Origin of the sequence: Enterobacter sp. BNK-16, from assembly GCF_048684955.1 — a bacterium.
Lineage (GTDB): Bacteria > Pseudomonadota > Gammaproteobacteria > Enterobacterales > Enterobacteriaceae > Enterobacter > Enterobacter bugandensis.
Genome location: NZ_JBLQTQ010000001.1, coordinates 984,099 through 999,452 on the forward strand (window position 1 = coordinate 984,099; position 15,354 = coordinate 999,452).

The 15,354-nt window shown below is 56.2% G+C and carries 14 protein-coding genes and 1 pseudogene; 14 read left to right on the forward strand and 1 reads right to left on the reverse strand.

The window, feature by feature from the left end:
* The first annotated feature begins 72 nt into the window (after positions 1–72).
* The 14 genes and pseudogenes from priA to ACMGGH_RS04805 form a co-directional block, all read left to right on the forward strand.
* On the forward strand, positions 73–2,268 hold the full coding sequence (priA, locus tag ACMGGH_RS04740) for a primosomal protein N' (protein WP_047362498.1): 2,196 nt from the start codon (positions 73–75) through the stop codon (positions 2,266–2,268).
* 119 nt (positions 2,269–2,387) lie between these two features.
* A complete protein-coding gene (gene cytR / locus ACMGGH_RS04745) occupies positions 2,388–3,413 on the forward strand; it encodes a DNA-binding transcriptional regulator CytR (RefSeq protein WP_041911797.1) in 1,026 nt (341 codons plus the stop codon).
* A gap of 93 nt (positions 3,414–3,506) precedes the next feature.
* Positions 3,507–4,493 (forward strand): cell division protein FtsN, encoded by a 987-nt coding sequence (gene ftsN, locus ACMGGH_RS04750; protein ID WP_028014839.1) that lies wholly within the window; start codon positions 3,507–3,509, stop codon positions 4,491–4,493.
* Positions 4,494–4,587: 94 nt separating this feature from the next.
* Positions 4,588–5,118, forward strand: coding sequence for an ATP-dependent protease subunit HslV (gene hslV, locus ACMGGH_RS04755; protein WP_014072345.1), 531 nt, complete (start codon positions 4,588–4,590; stop codon positions 5,116–5,118).
* Between the two features lie 9 nt (positions 5,119–5,127).
* Entirely contained in the window at positions 5,128–6,462 is a 1,335-nt protein-coding gene (gene hslU / locus ACMGGH_RS04760; protein WP_028014840.1) for an HslU--HslV peptidase ATPase subunit, read from the forward strand.
* Between the two features lie 62 nt (positions 6,463–6,524).
* Positions 6,525–7,451: a 1,4-dihydroxy-2-naphthoate polyprenyltransferase gene (menA, locus tag ACMGGH_RS04765; protein WP_100171285.1), complete on the forward strand. Its 927-nt coding sequence runs from the start codon at positions 6,525–6,527 to the stop codon at positions 7,449–7,451.
* Positions 7,452–7,543: 92 nt separating this feature from the next.
* Positions 7,544–8,029: a ribonuclease E activity regulator RraA gene (gene rraA, locus ACMGGH_RS04770; protein WP_014885702.1), complete on the forward strand. Its 486-nt coding sequence runs from the start codon at positions 7,544–7,546 to the stop codon at positions 8,027–8,029.
* A gap of 362 nt (positions 8,030–8,391) precedes the next feature.
* The gene (locus ACMGGH_RS04775; protein ID WP_232949067.1) at positions 8,392–11,043 is read left to right on the forward strand and encodes a T6SS effector BTH_I2691 family protein; all 2,652 of its coding nucleotides are present in this window, start codon (positions 8,392–8,394) and stop codon (positions 11,041–11,043) included.
* The gene (locus ACMGGH_RS04780) at positions 11,036–12,124 is read left to right on the forward strand and encodes a DUF6708 domain-containing protein (RefSeq protein WP_232949068.1); all 1,089 of its coding nucleotides are present in this window, start codon (positions 11,036–11,038) and stop codon (positions 12,122–12,124) included. The genes ACMGGH_RS04775 and ACMGGH_RS04780 overlap by 8 nt, the downstream gene beginning before the upstream one ends.
* Positions 12,114–12,350, forward strand: a complete 237-nt coding sequence (locus ACMGGH_RS04785; RefSeq protein ID WP_232949069.1) for a hypothetical protein — start codon at positions 12,114–12,116, stop codon at positions 12,348–12,350. Before ACMGGH_RS04780 ends, ACMGGH_RS04785 begins: the two co-directional genes overlap by 11 nt.
* Positions 12,343–13,437 (forward strand): DUF6708 domain-containing protein, encoded by a 1,095-nt coding sequence (locus ACMGGH_RS04790; protein ID WP_232949070.1) that lies wholly within the window; start codon positions 12,343–12,345, stop codon positions 13,435–13,437. Before ACMGGH_RS04785 ends, ACMGGH_RS04790 begins: the two co-directional genes overlap by 8 nt.
* Positions 13,412–13,663, forward strand: coding sequence for a hypothetical protein (locus ACMGGH_RS04795; RefSeq protein WP_232949071.1), 252 nt, complete (start codon positions 13,412–13,414; stop codon positions 13,661–13,663). Before ACMGGH_RS04790 ends, ACMGGH_RS04795 begins: the two co-directional genes overlap by 26 nt.
* On the forward strand, positions 13,656–14,750 hold the full coding sequence (locus tag ACMGGH_RS04800; protein ID WP_232949072.1) for a DUF6708 domain-containing protein: 1,095 nt from the start codon (positions 13,656–13,658) through the stop codon (positions 14,748–14,750). Before ACMGGH_RS04795 ends, ACMGGH_RS04800 begins: the two co-directional genes overlap by 8 nt.
* 28 nt (positions 14,751–14,778) lie before the next feature.
* Positions 14,779–14,889: pseudogene (locus tag ACMGGH_RS04805) on the forward strand (hypothetical protein); the annotation flags it as partial.
* Positions 14,890–14,947: 58 nt separating this feature from the next.
* On the opposite strand, the gene zapB reads toward ACMGGH_RS04805, so the two are convergent.
* Positions 14,948–15,187, reverse strand: a complete 240-nt coding sequence (gene zapB / locus ACMGGH_RS04810; protein ID WP_028014842.1) for a septal ring assembly protein ZapB — start codon at positions 15,185–15,187, stop codon at positions 14,948–14,950.
* Positions 15,188–15,354: the final 167 nt, after the last annotated feature.

The window sequence follows — 15,354 nt, forward strand, 5'->3', positions numbered from 1 at the left end:
TGCAAACTGATCCGCACGCCGCTTTTACTAATGTGTATACTAACGCGCCACTTTTCAAGTCAGGAAGATTCGATGCCCGTCGCTCACGTTGCCCTGCCCGTTCCGCTTCCCCGCACCTTTGACTACCTGCTGCCCGACAGCATGAGCGCCAAAGCGGGCTGTCGCGTGACCGTGCCGTTTGGCAAACAGCAGCGCGTGGGGATCGTCGTCTCCGTCAGCGATACAAGCGAATTACCCCTCAATGAACTGAAATCGGTGGTTGAGGTGCTGGACAGCGAGCCGGTTTACTCCACCAGCACCTGGCGACTGCTGCTGTGGGCGGCAGATTATTATCATCACCCGATTGGCGACGTTCTGTTCCACGCCCTGCCGATCCTGCTGCGCCAGGGCAAGAGCGCCAGCCACGCCCCGATGTGGTACTGGTTTGCCACCGAACAGGGGCAGGCCGTGGACATCAACAGCCTGAAGCGTTCGCAGAAACAGCAGCAGGCGCTGGCGGCGCTGCGTCAGGGAAAAATCTGGCGGCACCAGGTCGACGAGCTTGAGGTCAGCGAAACGGCGCTACAGGCATTAAGAAAGAAAGGGTTGAGCGAGCTGGCCAGCGAAGCGCCCGCCCTTCACGACTGGCGCGACGGCTTCTCCGTCTCGGGCGATCGCCTGCGCCTGAATACCGAGCAGGCTACCGCGGTAGGCGCCATTCATAGCGCCTCGGACCACTTTTCCGCCTGGCTGCTGGCGGGCGTGACGGGCTCCGGCAAGACCGAAGTCTATCTGAGCGTGCTGGAAAACGTGCTCGCGCAGGGCAAACAGGCGCTGGTGATGGTGCCGGAAATCGGCCTGACACCGCAGACCATTGCCCGCTTCCGCGAGCGCTTTAACGCGCCCGTTGAGGTGCTGCACTCCGGGCTGAACGACAGCGAGCGCCTCAGCGCCTGGCTGAAAGCGAAAAACGGCGAAGCGGCGATTGTGATCGGCACCCGCTCGTCGCTGTTTACGCCGTTTAAAAACCTCGGCGTTATCGTGATCGACGAAGAGCACGACAGCTCCTATAAACAGCAGGAAGGCTGGCGCTATCACGCCCGCGATCTGGCGGTCTACCGTGCGCACAGCGAGCAAATCCCTATTATTCTCGGATCCGCCACGCCTGCGCTCGAAACGCTGCACAACGTGCGCCAGCGTAAATACCACATGCTGCGCCTGACGCGCCGCGCGGGGAATGCCCGCCCGGCCATTCAGCACGTGCTGGATCTCAAAGGCCAGCAGGTGCAGGCCGGCTTAGCGCCCGCCTTGATTTCCCGCATGCGCCAGCATTTGCAGGCGGGGAACCAGGTCATTCTGTTCCTCAACCGTCGCGGATTTGCCCCCGCCCTGCTGTGCCACGACTGCGGCTGGATTGCCGAGTGCCCGCGCTGCGACCACTACTACACCTTCCATCAGGCCCAGCGACACTTACGCTGCCACCACTGCGACAGCCAGCGTCCCGTGCCTCGCCAGTGCCCGTCATGTGGTTCCACGCATATCGTGCCGGTGGGGCTGGGAACGGAACAGCTGGAACAGGCGCTTGGCCCTTTCTTCCCGGACGTGCCTATTTCCCGAATCGACCGGGACACCACCAGCCGCAAGGGGGCGCTGGAGCAGCAGCTGGCGGAAGTGCATCGCGGCGGCGCGCGCATCCTGATTGGCACCCAGATGCTGGCCAAAGGGCACCACTTCCCGGACGTGACGCTGGTCGCCCTGCTCGACGTTGACGGCGCGCTGTTCTCGGCAGATTTCCGCTCCGCCGAGCGCTTCGCCCAGCTTTATACCCAGGTTGCCGGGCGTGCCGGACGCGCGGGGAAACAGGGCGAGGTAGTACTGCAAACGCATCACCCTGAGCACCCGCTGCTACAGACTCTGCTGCACAAAGGCTATGACGCCTTTGCCGAGCAGGCGCTGGCCGAACGCCAGACCATGCAGCTGCCGCCGTGGACCAGCCACGTCATCATCCGCGCGGAGGATCATAACAACCAGCAGGCGCCGCTTTTCCTGCAACAGCTGAGGAATCTCCTGCAGGCCAGCCCGCTGGTGGATAACCAGCTGTGGATCCTGGGCCCGGTGCCGGCGCTGGCACCAAAACGCGGTGGACGTTTCCGCTGGCAAATTTTGCTTCAGCACCCCTCGCGTATTCGCCTGCAGCACATCGTCAGCGGCACGCTGGCGCTCATCAATACCCTGCCGGAAGCGCGTAAAGTGAAGTGGGTACTGGACGTCGATCCCATCGAAGGCTGAAGACGGATCGAAAAATTTAACGCGCCTCACACTTTTTATGAAAATTCTGTAACCGATTCCATTAACTATCTGTAAAAATGGTGATGTCCGCAGTTCGGTGTTCAGGCGAGGAGAAGACGTTGAAGTCCAGGAAAGAGGTTGCCACGGCGACCATGAAAGACGTTGCCGAGAAAGCACAAGTCTCAACGGCAACCGTGTCCCGCGCATTAATGAACCCGGATAAAGTCTCCCAGGCGACCCGTAACAAGGTTGAACAGGCGGCGCTGGAAGTGGGGTATTTCCCGCAGGCGATGGGGCGGAACGTCAAGCGCAATGAATCCCGGACCATCCTGGTAATAGTGCCGGATATCTGCGATCCCTTCTTCAGCGAGATCATTCGCGGTATCGAAGTGACGGCGGCGGAGCAGGGCTATCTGGTGCTGATTGGCGACTGCGCTCACCAGAACCAGCAGGAAAAAACCTTTATCGACCTCATTATCACCAAGCAGATTGACGGCATGCTGCTGCTTGGCTCGCGCCTGCCGTTTGATGCCAGCATCGAAGAGCAGCGCAATTTACCGCCGATGGTAATGGCCAACGAATTTGCGCCAGAGCTTGAGCTGCCGACGGTCCACATTGATAACCTCACCGCCGCGTTCAACGCCGTAAACTATCTCCAGGAGCTGGGACATAAGCGGATTGGCTGCATTGCCGGGCCGGAAGAGATGCCGCTGTGCCACTACCGCCTGCAGGGCTATGTTCAGGCGCTGCGCCGTACCGGTGCGATTGTCGATCCGCACTATATTGCGCGCGGTGATTTTACCTTTGAAGCGGGCGGACAGGCGCTGGAGAAACTGCTGGCGCTGCCGGAACCGCCAACGGCGGTGTTCTGCCACAGCGACGTGATGGCGCTGGGTGCGCTTTCACACGCCAAGCGTCGTGGCTTACGTGTGCCGAAAGATTTGTCGATTATCGGATTCGATAACATTTCACTTTCAGAGTTTTGCGATCCACCGCTCTCCACCGTTTCACAACCGCGCTATCAGATTGGCCGCGAAGCGATGCTACTTCTGCTGGATCAGCTGCAGGGTCAAACGGTTAGCAGCGGCTCGCGTTTGCTGGACTGCGAGCTGATTATTCGCGGCTCTACCCAGGCATTGACTTAAAGTAAACGCCTTTCGGACACCCTTATCTGGTCAAAGCCCCGCCGCTTAAGTAACATGGCGGGCTGACGAACGAATAAATACAGCGAAACGATAGTGGCACAACGAGATTATGTACGTCGCGGCCAGCCGGCACCTTCGCGACGCAAAAAGAGCAGTTCAAAAAGCAAGCAGCGTAATCTGCCTGCGGTCTCGCCAGCAATGGTCGCTATTGCTGCGGCCGTGCTGGTGGCCTTTATTGGCGGCCTGTACTTCATCACGCACCATAAAAAAGAAGAGTCCGAGGCCCTTCAGGGCAACAAAGTGGTGGGAAATGGTCTGCCGCCGAAACCTGAAGAGCGCTGGCGCTATATTAAAGAGCTGGAAAGTCGTCAGCCCGGCGTGCGTGCGCCTACTGAGCCCTCAGCCGGTGGCGAAGTGAAGAATGCCGATCAGCTGACGGACGAGCAGCGCCAGCTGCTGGCACAGATGCAGGCCGATATGCGCCAGCAGCCGACGCAGCTGAATGAAGTGCCGTGGAATGAACAAACGCCAGCGCAGCGTCAGCAAACGTTGCAGCTGCAGCGTCAGCGCCAGGCACAAATTCAACAGCAGCAGCAACAGCAGTGGACGCAAACTCAGCCGGTACAGCAGCCGAAGGCCCAGCCATACCAGCAACCGCAGCAGCAGACGCGTACGGTGCAGTCGCAGCCTGTTCAACAGCCAAAAGCGCAGCCGCCAAAGCAAGCGGCGCAGCCGTATCAGGATCTGCTCCAGACGCCAGCGCATACCACCGCGCAGCAGCCGAAAACGCAGCAGGCCGCGCCGGTGACCAAAGAGACCGAAGCGCCGAAGCAGACGGCAGAGAAAAAAGACGAGCGCCGCTGGATGGTGCAGTGCGGTTCGTTTAAAGGTGCCGAACAGGCGGAAACAGTACGTGCTCAGCTGGCGTTCGAAGGATTTGATTCACGCATTACCACCAATAACGGCTGGAACCGCGTGGTGATCGGCCCGGTTAAAGGCAAAGAAAACGCAGACGGCACCATTTCACGTTTGAAAGTGGCTGGCCACACAAACTGCATTCGACTCGCCTCCGGGGGTTGAACCCCCCAAAATCCCCCCCATCTATCATTTAATTCAGCCCTGAGCACAGGCTCAGGGCTTCTGTTTCCCGAATCTGTAACCAGGGGGTCTGCTCGTGACAACAATAGTAAGTGTACGCCGTAACGGCCAAGTGGTAATTGCCGGTGATGGCCAGGCCACGCTGGGTAATACCGTCATGAAAGGCAACGTGAAGAAAGTCCGTCGTCTCTACAACGACAAAGTGATCGCCGGTTTTGCAGGCGGCACGGCGGATGCCTTCACGCTGTTTGAACTGTTTGAACGCAAGCTGGAAATGCACCAGGGTCATCTGGTGAAAGCTGCCGTAGAGCTGGCAAAGGACTGGCGTACCGACCGTATGCTGCGCAAGCTCGAAGCGCTGCTGGCGGTCGCGGATGAAACCGCTTCGCTTATTATCACCGGTAACGGTGACGTGATTCAGCCGGAAAACGACCTGATTGCCATCGGCTCTGGCGGCCCTTATGCCCAGGCTGCAGCCCGCGCGCTGTTGGAAAATACCGACATGAACGCGCGTGATATCGCGGTGAAGGCGTTGGATATTGCAGGTGATATCTGCATCTATACCAACCACAACCACACCATCGAAGAATTGACCTCCAAAGCGTAAGGATCTCCCATGTCTGAAATGACCCCACGCGAAATTGTCAGCGAACTGAACAAACACATTATCGGCCAGGATAACGCCAAGCGCTCCGTGGCTATCGCGCTGCGTAACCGCTGGCGTCGTATGCAGCTTGATGAAGAGCTGCGTCACGAAGTCACCCCGAAAAACATTCTGATGATCGGCCCGACCGGCGTCGGTAAAACCGAAATCGCCCGTCGTCTGGCGAAGCTGGCGAACGCGCCGTTCATCAAAGTTGAAGCCACCAAGTTCACCGAAGTGGGCTATGTGGGTAAAGAAGTGGACTCTATCATCCGCGACCTGACCGATTCTGCGATTAAGATGGTGCGCGTCCAGGCGATTGAGAAAAACCGCTACCGCGCGGAAGAGATGGCCGAAGAGCGTATTCTCGACGTGCTGATCCCACCGGCGAAAAACAACTGGGGCCAGGCTGAACAGCAGGCTGAGCCTTCAGCCGCGCGTCAGGCGTTCCGCAAAAAACTGCGTGAAGGCCAGCTGGACGACAAAGAGATTGAGATCGACCTCGCGGCCGCGCCGATGGGCGTGGAAATCATGGCGCCTCCGGGCATGGAAGAAATGACCAGCCAGCTGCAGTCCATGTTCCAGAACCTGGGCGGCCAAAAGCAGAAAGCGCGTAAGCTGAAAATCAAAGACGCGATGAAGCTGCTGATTGAAGAAGAAGCGGCGAAGCTGGTGAATCCGGAAGAGCTGAAGCAGGACGCGATCGACGCGGTTGAGCAGCACGGTATCGTGTTTATCGACGAAATCGACAAAATTTGTAAGCGCGGCGGCAACAGCTCCGGTCCGGACGTGTCCCGCGAAGGCGTACAGCGCGATCTGCTGCCGCTGGTTGAAGGCTGCACCGTCTCTACCAAGCACGGCATGGTGAAAACGGACCACATTCTGTTTATCGCTTCCGGTGCATTCCAGGTAGCCAGCCCGTCGGATCTGATCCCCGAACTGCAGGGTCGTCTGCCGATCCGCGTTGAGCTGCAGGCGCTGACCACCGAAGATTTCGAGCGCATCCTGACGGAGCCAAACGCCTCTGCTACCGTACAGTACAAGGCGCTGATGGCGACCGAAGGCGTGAACCTCGAGTTCACCGAAGACGGTATCAAGCGTATCGCCCAGGCCGCATGGCAGGTCAACGAAACCACCGAGAACATCGGTGCGCGTCGTCTGCACACCGTGCTGGAACGCCTGGTAGAAGACATCTCATATGACGCGAGCGACCTCAACGGTCAAACCATTACCATCGACGCAGACTATGTGAGCAAACATCTGGATGCGTTAGTGGCAGATGAAGATCTGAGCCGTTTTATCCTATAATCGCGGTTACTGCATTCTCATCACTGTTAATGGGGGCTAAGGCCCCCATTTTTATTGGCTAAATTACTATGACTGATATCAGCCGTACTCAGGCGTGGCTCGAAAGTCTGCGCCCTAAAACGCTTCCTCTGGCTTTTGCCGCCATTATTGTCGGCACCGCGCTTGCCTGGTGGCAAGGGCATTTCGATCCGCTGGTGGCAGGTCTGGCGCTCATTACCGCCGGGCTGCTGCAAATCCTCTCTAACCTCGCGAACGATTATGGCGATGCGGTAAAAGGCAGCGACAAGCCTGACCGTATCGGGCCGCTGCGCGGGATGCAAAAAGGGGTGATCACCCAGGCACAGATGAAGCGTGCGCTGATTATCACCGTGGTGCTGATTTGCTTATCTGGTCTGGCGCTGGTGACGGTCGCCTCGAAAACTACCAGCGACTTCATTGGCTTCCTGGTGCTGGGCCTGCTCGCCATTATCGCGGCCATCACCTACACCGTCGGCACGCGCCCTTACGGCTATATTGGCCTTGGGGATATCTCTGTGCTGGTGTTCTTCGGCTGGCTGAGCGTAATGGGGAGCTGGTACTTACAGGCGCATACGGTGATCCCTGCCCTGTTCCTCCCGGCGACCGCCTGCGGCCTGCTGGCGACGGCGGTGCTCAATATCAATAATCTGCGCGATATCGACAGCGATCGTGAGAACGGCAAGAACACGCTGGCGGTGCGTCTGGGGCCGGTGAATGCGCGCCGCTATCATGCCTGCCTGCTTATTGGCGCGCTGGTTTGCCTGGCGCTGTTTAACCTGATTTCCCTGCATAGTCTGTGGGGCTGGCTGTTTGTGCTTGCCGCGCCGCTGCTGGTTAAGCAGGCCCGCTTTGTGATGCGTGAACTCAGCCCGGCAGCCATGCCGCCAATGCTGGAGCGAACGGTAAAAGGCGCGCTGCTGACTAACCTGTTGTTCGTCATTGGGATTGTGTTAAGCCAGACGCTCAGTTAGCTGACAAATATCAATTAACAATTGATGATTTTGCCAACAACGCATTTCGCACGATATACTGAACACATTCGCAGCAACTGAGCGTTAAACCTATGAAATACGATACCTCCGAGCTTTGTGACATCTACCAGGAAGATGTCAACGTCGTTGAACCGCTGTTCTCCAACTTTGGTGGGCGGTCATCGTTTGGCGGGCAAATCGTCACGGTGAAATGTTTCGAGGACAACGGGTTGCTGTACGATCTGCTCGAACAGAACGGCCGTGGCCGCGTTCTGGTGGTCGACGGCGGCGGGTCCGTGCGTCGCGCACTGATTGATGCTGAACTGGCCGGCATTGCCGTCCAGAACGAGTGGGAAGGCATCGTGGTGTACGGCTCCGTGCGTCAGGTGGACGATCTCGAAGACCTGGATATCGGAATTCAGGCCATCGCGGCCATTCCGGTAGGCGCTGCGGGCGACGGCATCGGCGAAAGCGACGTGCGCGTTAACTTCGGCGGCGTGACCTTCTTCTCCGGGGACCATCTCTACGCCGATAATACCGGCATTATCCTTTCTGAAGATCCGCTGGATATTGAGTAATTTACCAGGCCATCTTTTATCGGATGGCCTTTGTTTTTATCATCACCCAAACCGTGAAGTTAACACAGGTTTAGATATTTCCTCTTTTTATACTGCAATAACACTCCCCCGTAGCGTCTCCTGATGGTTTCGGCGCTCCAGAATAACCGTTTATTCAATCGCCGTCGTTTGCCACATATTTTGCATATCACGTCGTACTTTCCCTGCACAGCAAATGCGCACTAACTGCTTACGAAATAAAGAAAATTTAGCTTAGGTTAACGTCTTTACGGTGTATTATGAGTAAATAACCACCACAATTTCAGGGTTACCTTTCCTGCTTACCGGACGGGCTTACCTGACAGAAGAAGAATGGATTCATCATGAGCAATGAAAAGGGATGTAAGTTCTGCCAGCGCGACGGTTTACCCGTCCTGCCGGTTCGTCCGGCAATCATGGAAAAAGGTGACGCGTTACCGGCTTTATCCGGCAGTATCACCGTACCGGTAACGGCCGAAGGAGGTGCAGACTATACCGCCCGTCTGCTGAGGCAGGGCTTTTTATACATCTGGGCGGAACGTTCACAACGCTGGATTAACTATTATGCTACCGGCGACGGCTATTTTTATCCTCTTCCAGAGGACGGCATCGTGCCGCCGCGCGTGGAAAGCGGGGACATTACCCCCTGTATTACCCGACCAGATGAACTGGCAACCGCTTCCCTGGTGACACTGCCGGTAAAGCCCGCCGGAATCCTTAACGGGGTGTACTGGTTTGCGTGGTCTGAAGAGTCGTGGACACCGGTGGTACGCAAACAGCATGAAGATATCGCCTGGCGAAGCCAGTATATGCAGAAATTTGATATGGATGCCTGGCTTGCCAGCCACAACGGTCAGCAGGCCCTGCCCTTCAGTCAGCTCGTTAATTGCGTGGCTGAATACAGTCCAGGACTGCGCAACAGCACTCTTAAAGCCTGGACTCCCTCTCCCCTCAAAGCGGTCAGTAGTCATTCTGCGGCCGCTTTACGACAGGCGGCAGATAATCTGAACGCGGGCAACGGTGCGATTCTAATGTTGTCTGACCCGGTTGGGGTGGCGACGGAGATTTCAGCCCTGGCACGCTACCGGATGCAGCAGGCTATCGCCACGGATCCGGAGTTGAGCCGTGGCACTGCATTGCTGACCATGCTCGGCAGCGTCGAACTGGCAATGCGTAATTATTTTTACCTGCGGGCAGAAGGCGGGGATGAAAGCTATGAGCGCCAGATGCGCTACGGCAGGGACACGCCGGCAGGACCGAGATTTCCGGCTCCGGACATGGCTGACCGGATGCATGTCCTGAATGAGGCCAGCCGGAAGGACCGGGTGGACGAGGCATGGCAGACCGGCTACGAAAAATACATCGACCGGGCAAAGACACAGACATTCAGTCAGACACTGAAAGACTGGCTGACCGAGTATGACAAAAGTTCAGTCATTCCCATCACCCGGATGTATCTGGCCTGGCTGCAGGGACCGGCGATGGCGAATTACTTTGTGCAGCACTTTGATCCGACCTGCGCGCACAGCGGCGGACGCTATATCCAGACAGTAGCGAAAGTACTGGCAGGAATGAACGACAAAGGCGGAGTGATTACCCACATCGATCAGCAGCTGAATCAGGCTCCGCTGACGCCGGAAAACTTTCTTCAGCGGGCGGCCTTCTTTAATCATGACGGCTGGATTGCCGAGGCAAATGCACAGCTGAAAAGCGGCGGACCAGACTGGTGGCTGGGCATAAGCTGGGACCGTCTGGCGGACGGCGCGAAGGAGTACAGCGGCAACTATGCCAGCGCGATCCTGACGGGGCTGGAAAAGCTCAGCATGCTCTGGTCTGAGGCGATGATGAAATCGGTGGATCTGATGGTGAAAGGAACGCCGGTGCGCTTTGCTATCGGGATACTGGCGATGCAGGGTAAGGCGTTCTCTGCCGTCAGCGTGGTGCCGGGGACGAAAAACTTTGTCGGGGCGATGACCCGGGGAATGGCCGGGATGCTGGAAATGAGTGGACGCAGCGGCGGGCAATTATATACCGCGATGCAAAAGCTGACCGACCGACTGGTGAAGGAGCTACCGGAGCGCTCGCTGGAGAAAATATCTCTGCCGCGGATTATTGACGTGCAGGAAGCGAAGGCACTGGCCGCCCTGCCGGTTAAAGAGCGGCTGGCGAAGCTCAGTACGGCAATGCTCACGGAGGACGAGCTGGCGCGAATGCTGTTCCCGAAATCGCTGGGCTCATCGGTGGCTCAACTGAGCGGGATGAAACCCGGCACGCTGGCGACGGAGATGGCGGCGAAAGGCATGACGTTTGGCGGGACGGTGTTCTCAGCGTACTTCCAGTGGATGGTGCTGGGGTATGGTGTGAAAGAGAGCGGCCTGCCGTCCGGTGGTAAAGCTGCGACGGTGTTCGCGGCGAACGCCAGCATGGCGGTGGCGTCAACGGCGGAAGCGCTGAAGCTGGCGATGACGTCACTGATGAAGCTGGAGCTGCCATCAACGCTGTCAGTGATAAGAAACGGGGCGATGAGGGTTCTCGGATCTGTTTTTTTTAAATGGTTAGGATTCGGAGGGGGGATGGTTTATACCCTGACAGAGGTTCTAGATGGACGGAAGGCATTAGAAAATGGAAAAACAGGTATCGGTATTGCACATTTGATTAACGCCCTCGGTGTCGGGATGATGACTGTCGGGGGCGGTAGCGAGATATCGGTTGCAATCCTTGCCCGCTTTGGTTTATCAGCAACAATTCTTGAAAGTTCAGAACTGGCGGCGTTTTTCCTAGGGCCGGCGGGGATATTTTTCGGGATGCTTCTGGTTGTCGGTGCGGGAGCCTGGCTGTTAAGTCAGACCCGAAACGATATCCAGACCTGGCTACTCAGCACGCAATGGCGGCGGGTTCCGCCGGGTGAGAGCGACATTCAGCCTATTTATCCGAATGCGCAAATGGAAAAGGAAGGCTATTTGGCCCTGAGCGCACAGGGAGGGACGCATGTTTAATCCCTTTAAACGGTTTCCGGCAGACCCATCCAAACGCTTCTATAAGGGTTTTCTCCGCCTCAGTGATGAACGTGTTTTTAAAATTTACTCGCAGAAAACAGGCAATCCGGATGTTCCAGGGGTCTCTGGGTTTAACAGCGTGGTGCGCCTGAACTCGACCTATCTGGAGCTAGTTGACCGTTTTTACAACTGGCGCGGAACATGGACGCTGGCCGGAGTTTTCTTTTTTTGTCTGTCTTTTTATGTGTTTTTACAGCCATTAATCACGTTGTTGCAAGATGGTTTTCATAGTGCAGCTCTCTGGATTGTTGACATCATTATCTGGGGGTTTACGCTGCCGCTCTGTTTGGGATTATACCGGATGATGACCTCCGAGGTATTTTTCAGTACCTACTATCCGATCCGCTTTAACCGTAAAAACGGGATGGTGTATGTGTACCAGTCCGGCGGAAAAATCCTCTCCTTGCCGTGGCAGGATCTCAGATTTGTTCTGCGTTCAACGAAGGGACGGCTGGCAAAAGAATGGACAATTGTGGGATGCCTTACGGGTGAGGACGGGGACACTGTTACGGAATGTATCCCTCTCCCAATTAATCTGGAGAGTGACCCCGATGTCCTGACCATGTACTGGGAATTTATCCGCTGCTATATGGAAGAGGGAGATGAGTATCTCCCGGACCTCGCGGACTCCATAGCCTGGTGCCCGCCGGTTGAAAAGCAGAAAGAGGGCTGGCTGTTCGGACTGTTCTATCTCAGTAAGCAGTGGTTCGGGCGTCTCGGCCTGCTGGTAAATGCGCTGCAGCTTCCTGTGTTTTTCGTTCTCAGTTTTCCGCGCTGGCTGGTCATGCTGACCTGCAAAATCCCGGAATGGCCTGCGGAAGTGGTCGCGGCCTGTCAGCCGGCTGAGAATGACCCTGTCAACAAAGGCGCTGAGCATAACCCACCGCAGGTCTGGCGACCGATGCTGGGCTTGCAGGGTAAGGAGCGTTACGCCCGCACGTTTGCAAAAGAGCGCGGAGCAATGGACCGGATCGTTGCCCGACTGAAAGCCAAATATGGCGGGCAGATCCATGCGGACTGAGGGGCTTATCGGTCTGGCGGGAATATTTGTCGGGATGCTGCTGGTTTTGGGTGCGGGAGCCTGGCTATTAAGCCATAGCCGGAACGATATACAGACCTGGCTGCTCAGCACGCAATGGCGGCAGATTCCGCCGGGTGAGAGCGATATTCCGGCTATCTGGCCTAATACGCAAATGGAAAAGGGCGGCTACATGGCCCTGAACGCACAGGGGGGGACGCATGTTTAATCTCTTCAAACGATTGGCAAAAGATCCTTCAAAACGGTTCTATAAGGGATTTCTCCGCCTCAGTGATAAACGTGTTTTTAAGATTTACTCGCAGAAAACAGGCGATCCGGACGTTCCAGGCATATCCGGATTCGACAGCGTGGTGCGCATGAACTCAACCTATCTGGAGCTGGTTGACCGGTATTACAACTGGAGAGGTGTCTTAACTCTTGGGGCCGCAATAATATTCTATATTATGTTTATTCGCGGTTTTCTAGGGTTGTTAATCCCTATGCTCTGGGAGGGAGGATATCCGCTTAAGACCTGGATATATTTGATTGTTGTCTGGTGCTTAATATCACTTCCTCTTTCCTGGGCTGCATACAGGCTAATGGTTTCTGAGATATTTTTCAGTACCTACTATCCGATCCGCTTTAACCGTAAAAACAGGATGGTATATGTCTACCAGTCCGGTGGAACGGTGCTGTCCATTCCGTGGGAGGAACTCAAATTTGTCCTGTACCCAACGAAGGGGCGACTCTCAACGCAGTGGACCATTGTGGGATGTCTTACGGGTGATGACGGAGATACTGTCACGGGAGCGATTCCTCTCCCGATTAATGTCAACTGGGACCCTGAAGACCTGACCATGTACTGGGAATTTATCCGCTGCTATATGGAAGAGGGAGATGAGTATCTCCCGGACCTCGCGGACTCCATAGCCTGGTGCCCGCCGGTTGAAAAGCAGAAAGAGGGCTGGCTGTTCGGACTGTTCTATCTCAGTAAGCAGTGGTTCGGGCGTCTCGGCCTGCTGGTAAATGCGCTGCAGCTTCCTGTGTTTTTCGTTCTCAGTTTTCCGCGCTGGCTGGTCATGCTGACCTGCAAAATCCCGGAATGGCCTGCGGAAGTGGTCGCGGCCTGTCAGCCGGCTGAGAATGACCCTGTCAACAAAGGCGCTGAGCATAACCCACCGCAGGTCTGGCGGCCGATGCTGGGCTTGCAGGGTAAGGAGCGTTATGCCCGCACCTTTGCAAAAGAGCGCGGAGCAATGGACCGGATTGTTGCCCGGCTGAAAGCCAAATATGGCGAGCAGAACCATGCGGACTGAGGGGCTTATCGGTCTGGCAGGAATAATTGTCGGGATGCTGCTGGTTCTGGGTGCGGGAGCCTGGCTGTTAAGCCATGCCCGGAACGACATACAGACCTGGCTGCTCAGTACGCAGTGGCGGCGGGTGCCGCCGGGTGAGAGCGATGTCCCGGCTATCTGGTCGGATGCACAAATGGAAAAGGACGGCTATATGGCCCTGAATGCACAGGGAGGAGCACATGTTTAACCCTTTTAAGCGATTCCCTGTCGACCCGTCATCGAATCGGTTCTATAAGGGATTTCGTCGTCTCAGCGATAAAGGTGTTTTTAAAATTTATTCGCAGAAAACAGGTGATCCGGATGTTCCTGGTATATCCGGGTTCGACAGCGTGGTGCGGCTGAACACGACGTATCTGGAGCTGGTTGACCGTTCTTACAACTGGCGCGGAACATGGACGCTGGCAGGGGTAATCTTTTTCTGTCTGTCCTTTAGTTTGTTTTGCTACAGCATTATCGGGGTGGTATTGGGATGGGGAGGACGCAGTTTTGGCATCTGGTTTGGAACCGTTTTAATTTGGGCCATTACATTGCCGGTTTCTTTACTCACATACCGGCTGATGACCTCCGAGGTATTTTTCAGCACCTACTATCCGATCCGCTTTAACCGTAAAAATAGGATGGTGTATGTGTACCAGTCCGGCGGAAAAGTGATGTCTGTGCCGTGGGATGAGCTCAAATTTGTCCTGCACCCAACGAAGGGGCGACTCTCAACGCAGTGGACCATTGTGGGTTGTCTTACGGGAGATGACGGGGATACTGTCACAGGGGCTATTCCTTTGCCGATTAATCTGGAAAGTGACCCCGATGTGCTGTCCATGTACTGGGAGTTTATCCGCTGCTATATGGAAGAAGGAGATGAGTATCTCCCGGACCTGGCTGACTCCATTGCCTGGTGCCCGCCGGTGGAAAAACAGAAAGAGGGCTGGCTGTTCGGGCTGCTTTACCTCAGTAAGCAATGGTTCGGGCGGCTCGGGTTGCTGGTGAATGCGCTGCAGTTGCCTCTCTTTTTCGTGCTCAGTTTTCCGCGCTGGCTGGTGATGGCGACCAGTAAAATTCCGGTATGGCCGGCTGACGTGGTCGCGGCCTGTCAGCCGGCTGAGAATGACCCTGTCAACAAAGGCGCTGAGCATAATCCACCGCAGGTCTGGCGACCAATGCTGGGCTTGCAGGGCAAGGAGCGTTATGCCCGCACGTTTGCAAAAGAGCGCGGAGCAATGGACCGGGTTGTTGCCCGGCTGAAAGCCAAATATGGCGGTCAGGACCATGCGGACTGAGGGGCTTATCGGTCATGAACCGAATACTGGCGAAAGCGACGTACGCGTGAATTTCGGCGGCGTGACCTTCTTCTCCGGCGACCATCTTTATGCTGATAATACCGGCATTATCCGGTCGGAAGATGCGCTGGATATCGAGAAAAAAAACCGGGTAGCGGCGACGCTTACCCGGCTATTTCTGTTCAATCCCGACAGAATTAAACCTCTTCCATACGTCCCAGCAGCGCCTGCAGGCGATCCTGCCAGCCGTTCTGCTGTTCGCGCAGCTGGTTGTTTTCGCGCTCCAGTTCTTCGCGGCCGTGCTGAGCGTTCTGAACTTCCTGCGCCAGGCTGTTGTTCTTCTCTTTCAGCTCTTCAATTTCCATCTGCAGCAGCGTGATGGTGTCAATCGCCTGCTGTACTTTCGCTTCCAGTTTCTCAAACACTTCTAAAGACATGATCCTACCTCTCCTGAATTGCAAGGCGACGCTTTAACGTAAACGCGCACAACATATGTTCCGATTGTATGGAGCGCAGTCGCCCCTGTCCAGCGGCATGCCACGTAGATCGCGGTTTGCAACACTTTTCGGCCTCGTCCTGGTGCGTTCGCGGCATATACCTCTAA

What these genes read in the sequence shown, in the direction of transcription:
- ACMGGH_RS04795 (WP_232949071.1), top strand. Translation starts at nt 13,412, where the DNA reads ATGGCGAGCAGAACCATGCGGACTGAGGGGCTTATCGGTCTGGCAGGA.
- zapB (WP_028014842.1), bottom strand. Translation starts at nt 15,187, where the DNA reads ATGTCTTTAGAAGTGTTTGAGAAACTGGAAGCGAAAGTACAGCAGGCG.
- ACMGGH_RS04785 (WP_232949069.1), top strand. Translation starts at nt 12,114, where the DNA reads ATGCGGACTGAGGGGCTTATCGGTCTGGCGGGAATATTTGTCGGGATG.
- ACMGGH_RS04775 (WP_232949067.1), top strand. Translation starts at nt 8,392, where the DNA reads ATGAGCAATGAAAAGGGATGTAAGTTCTGCCAGCGCGACGGTTTACCC.
- ACMGGH_RS04780 (WP_232949068.1), top strand. Translation starts at nt 11,036, where the DNA reads ATGTTTAATCCCTTTAAACGGTTTCCGGCAGACCCATCCAAACGCTTC.
- ACMGGH_RS04790 (WP_232949070.1), top strand. Translation starts at nt 12,343, where the DNA reads ATGTTTAATCTCTTCAAACGATTGGCAAAAGATCCTTCAAAACGGTTC.
- rraA (WP_014885702.1), top strand. Translation starts at nt 7,544, where the DNA reads ATGAAATACGATACCTCCGAGCTTTGTGACATCTACCAGGAAGATGTC.
- hslU (WP_028014840.1), top strand. Translation starts at nt 5,128, where the DNA reads ATGTCTGAAATGACCCCACGCGAAATTGTCAGCGAACTGAACAAACAC.
- ACMGGH_RS04800 (WP_232949072.1), top strand. Translation starts at nt 13,656, where the DNA reads ATGTTTAACCCTTTTAAGCGATTCCCTGTCGACCCGTCATCGAATCGG.
- priA (WP_047362498.1), top strand. Translation starts at nt 73, where the DNA reads ATGCCCGTCGCTCACGTTGCCCTGCCCGTTCCGCTTCCCCGCACCTTT.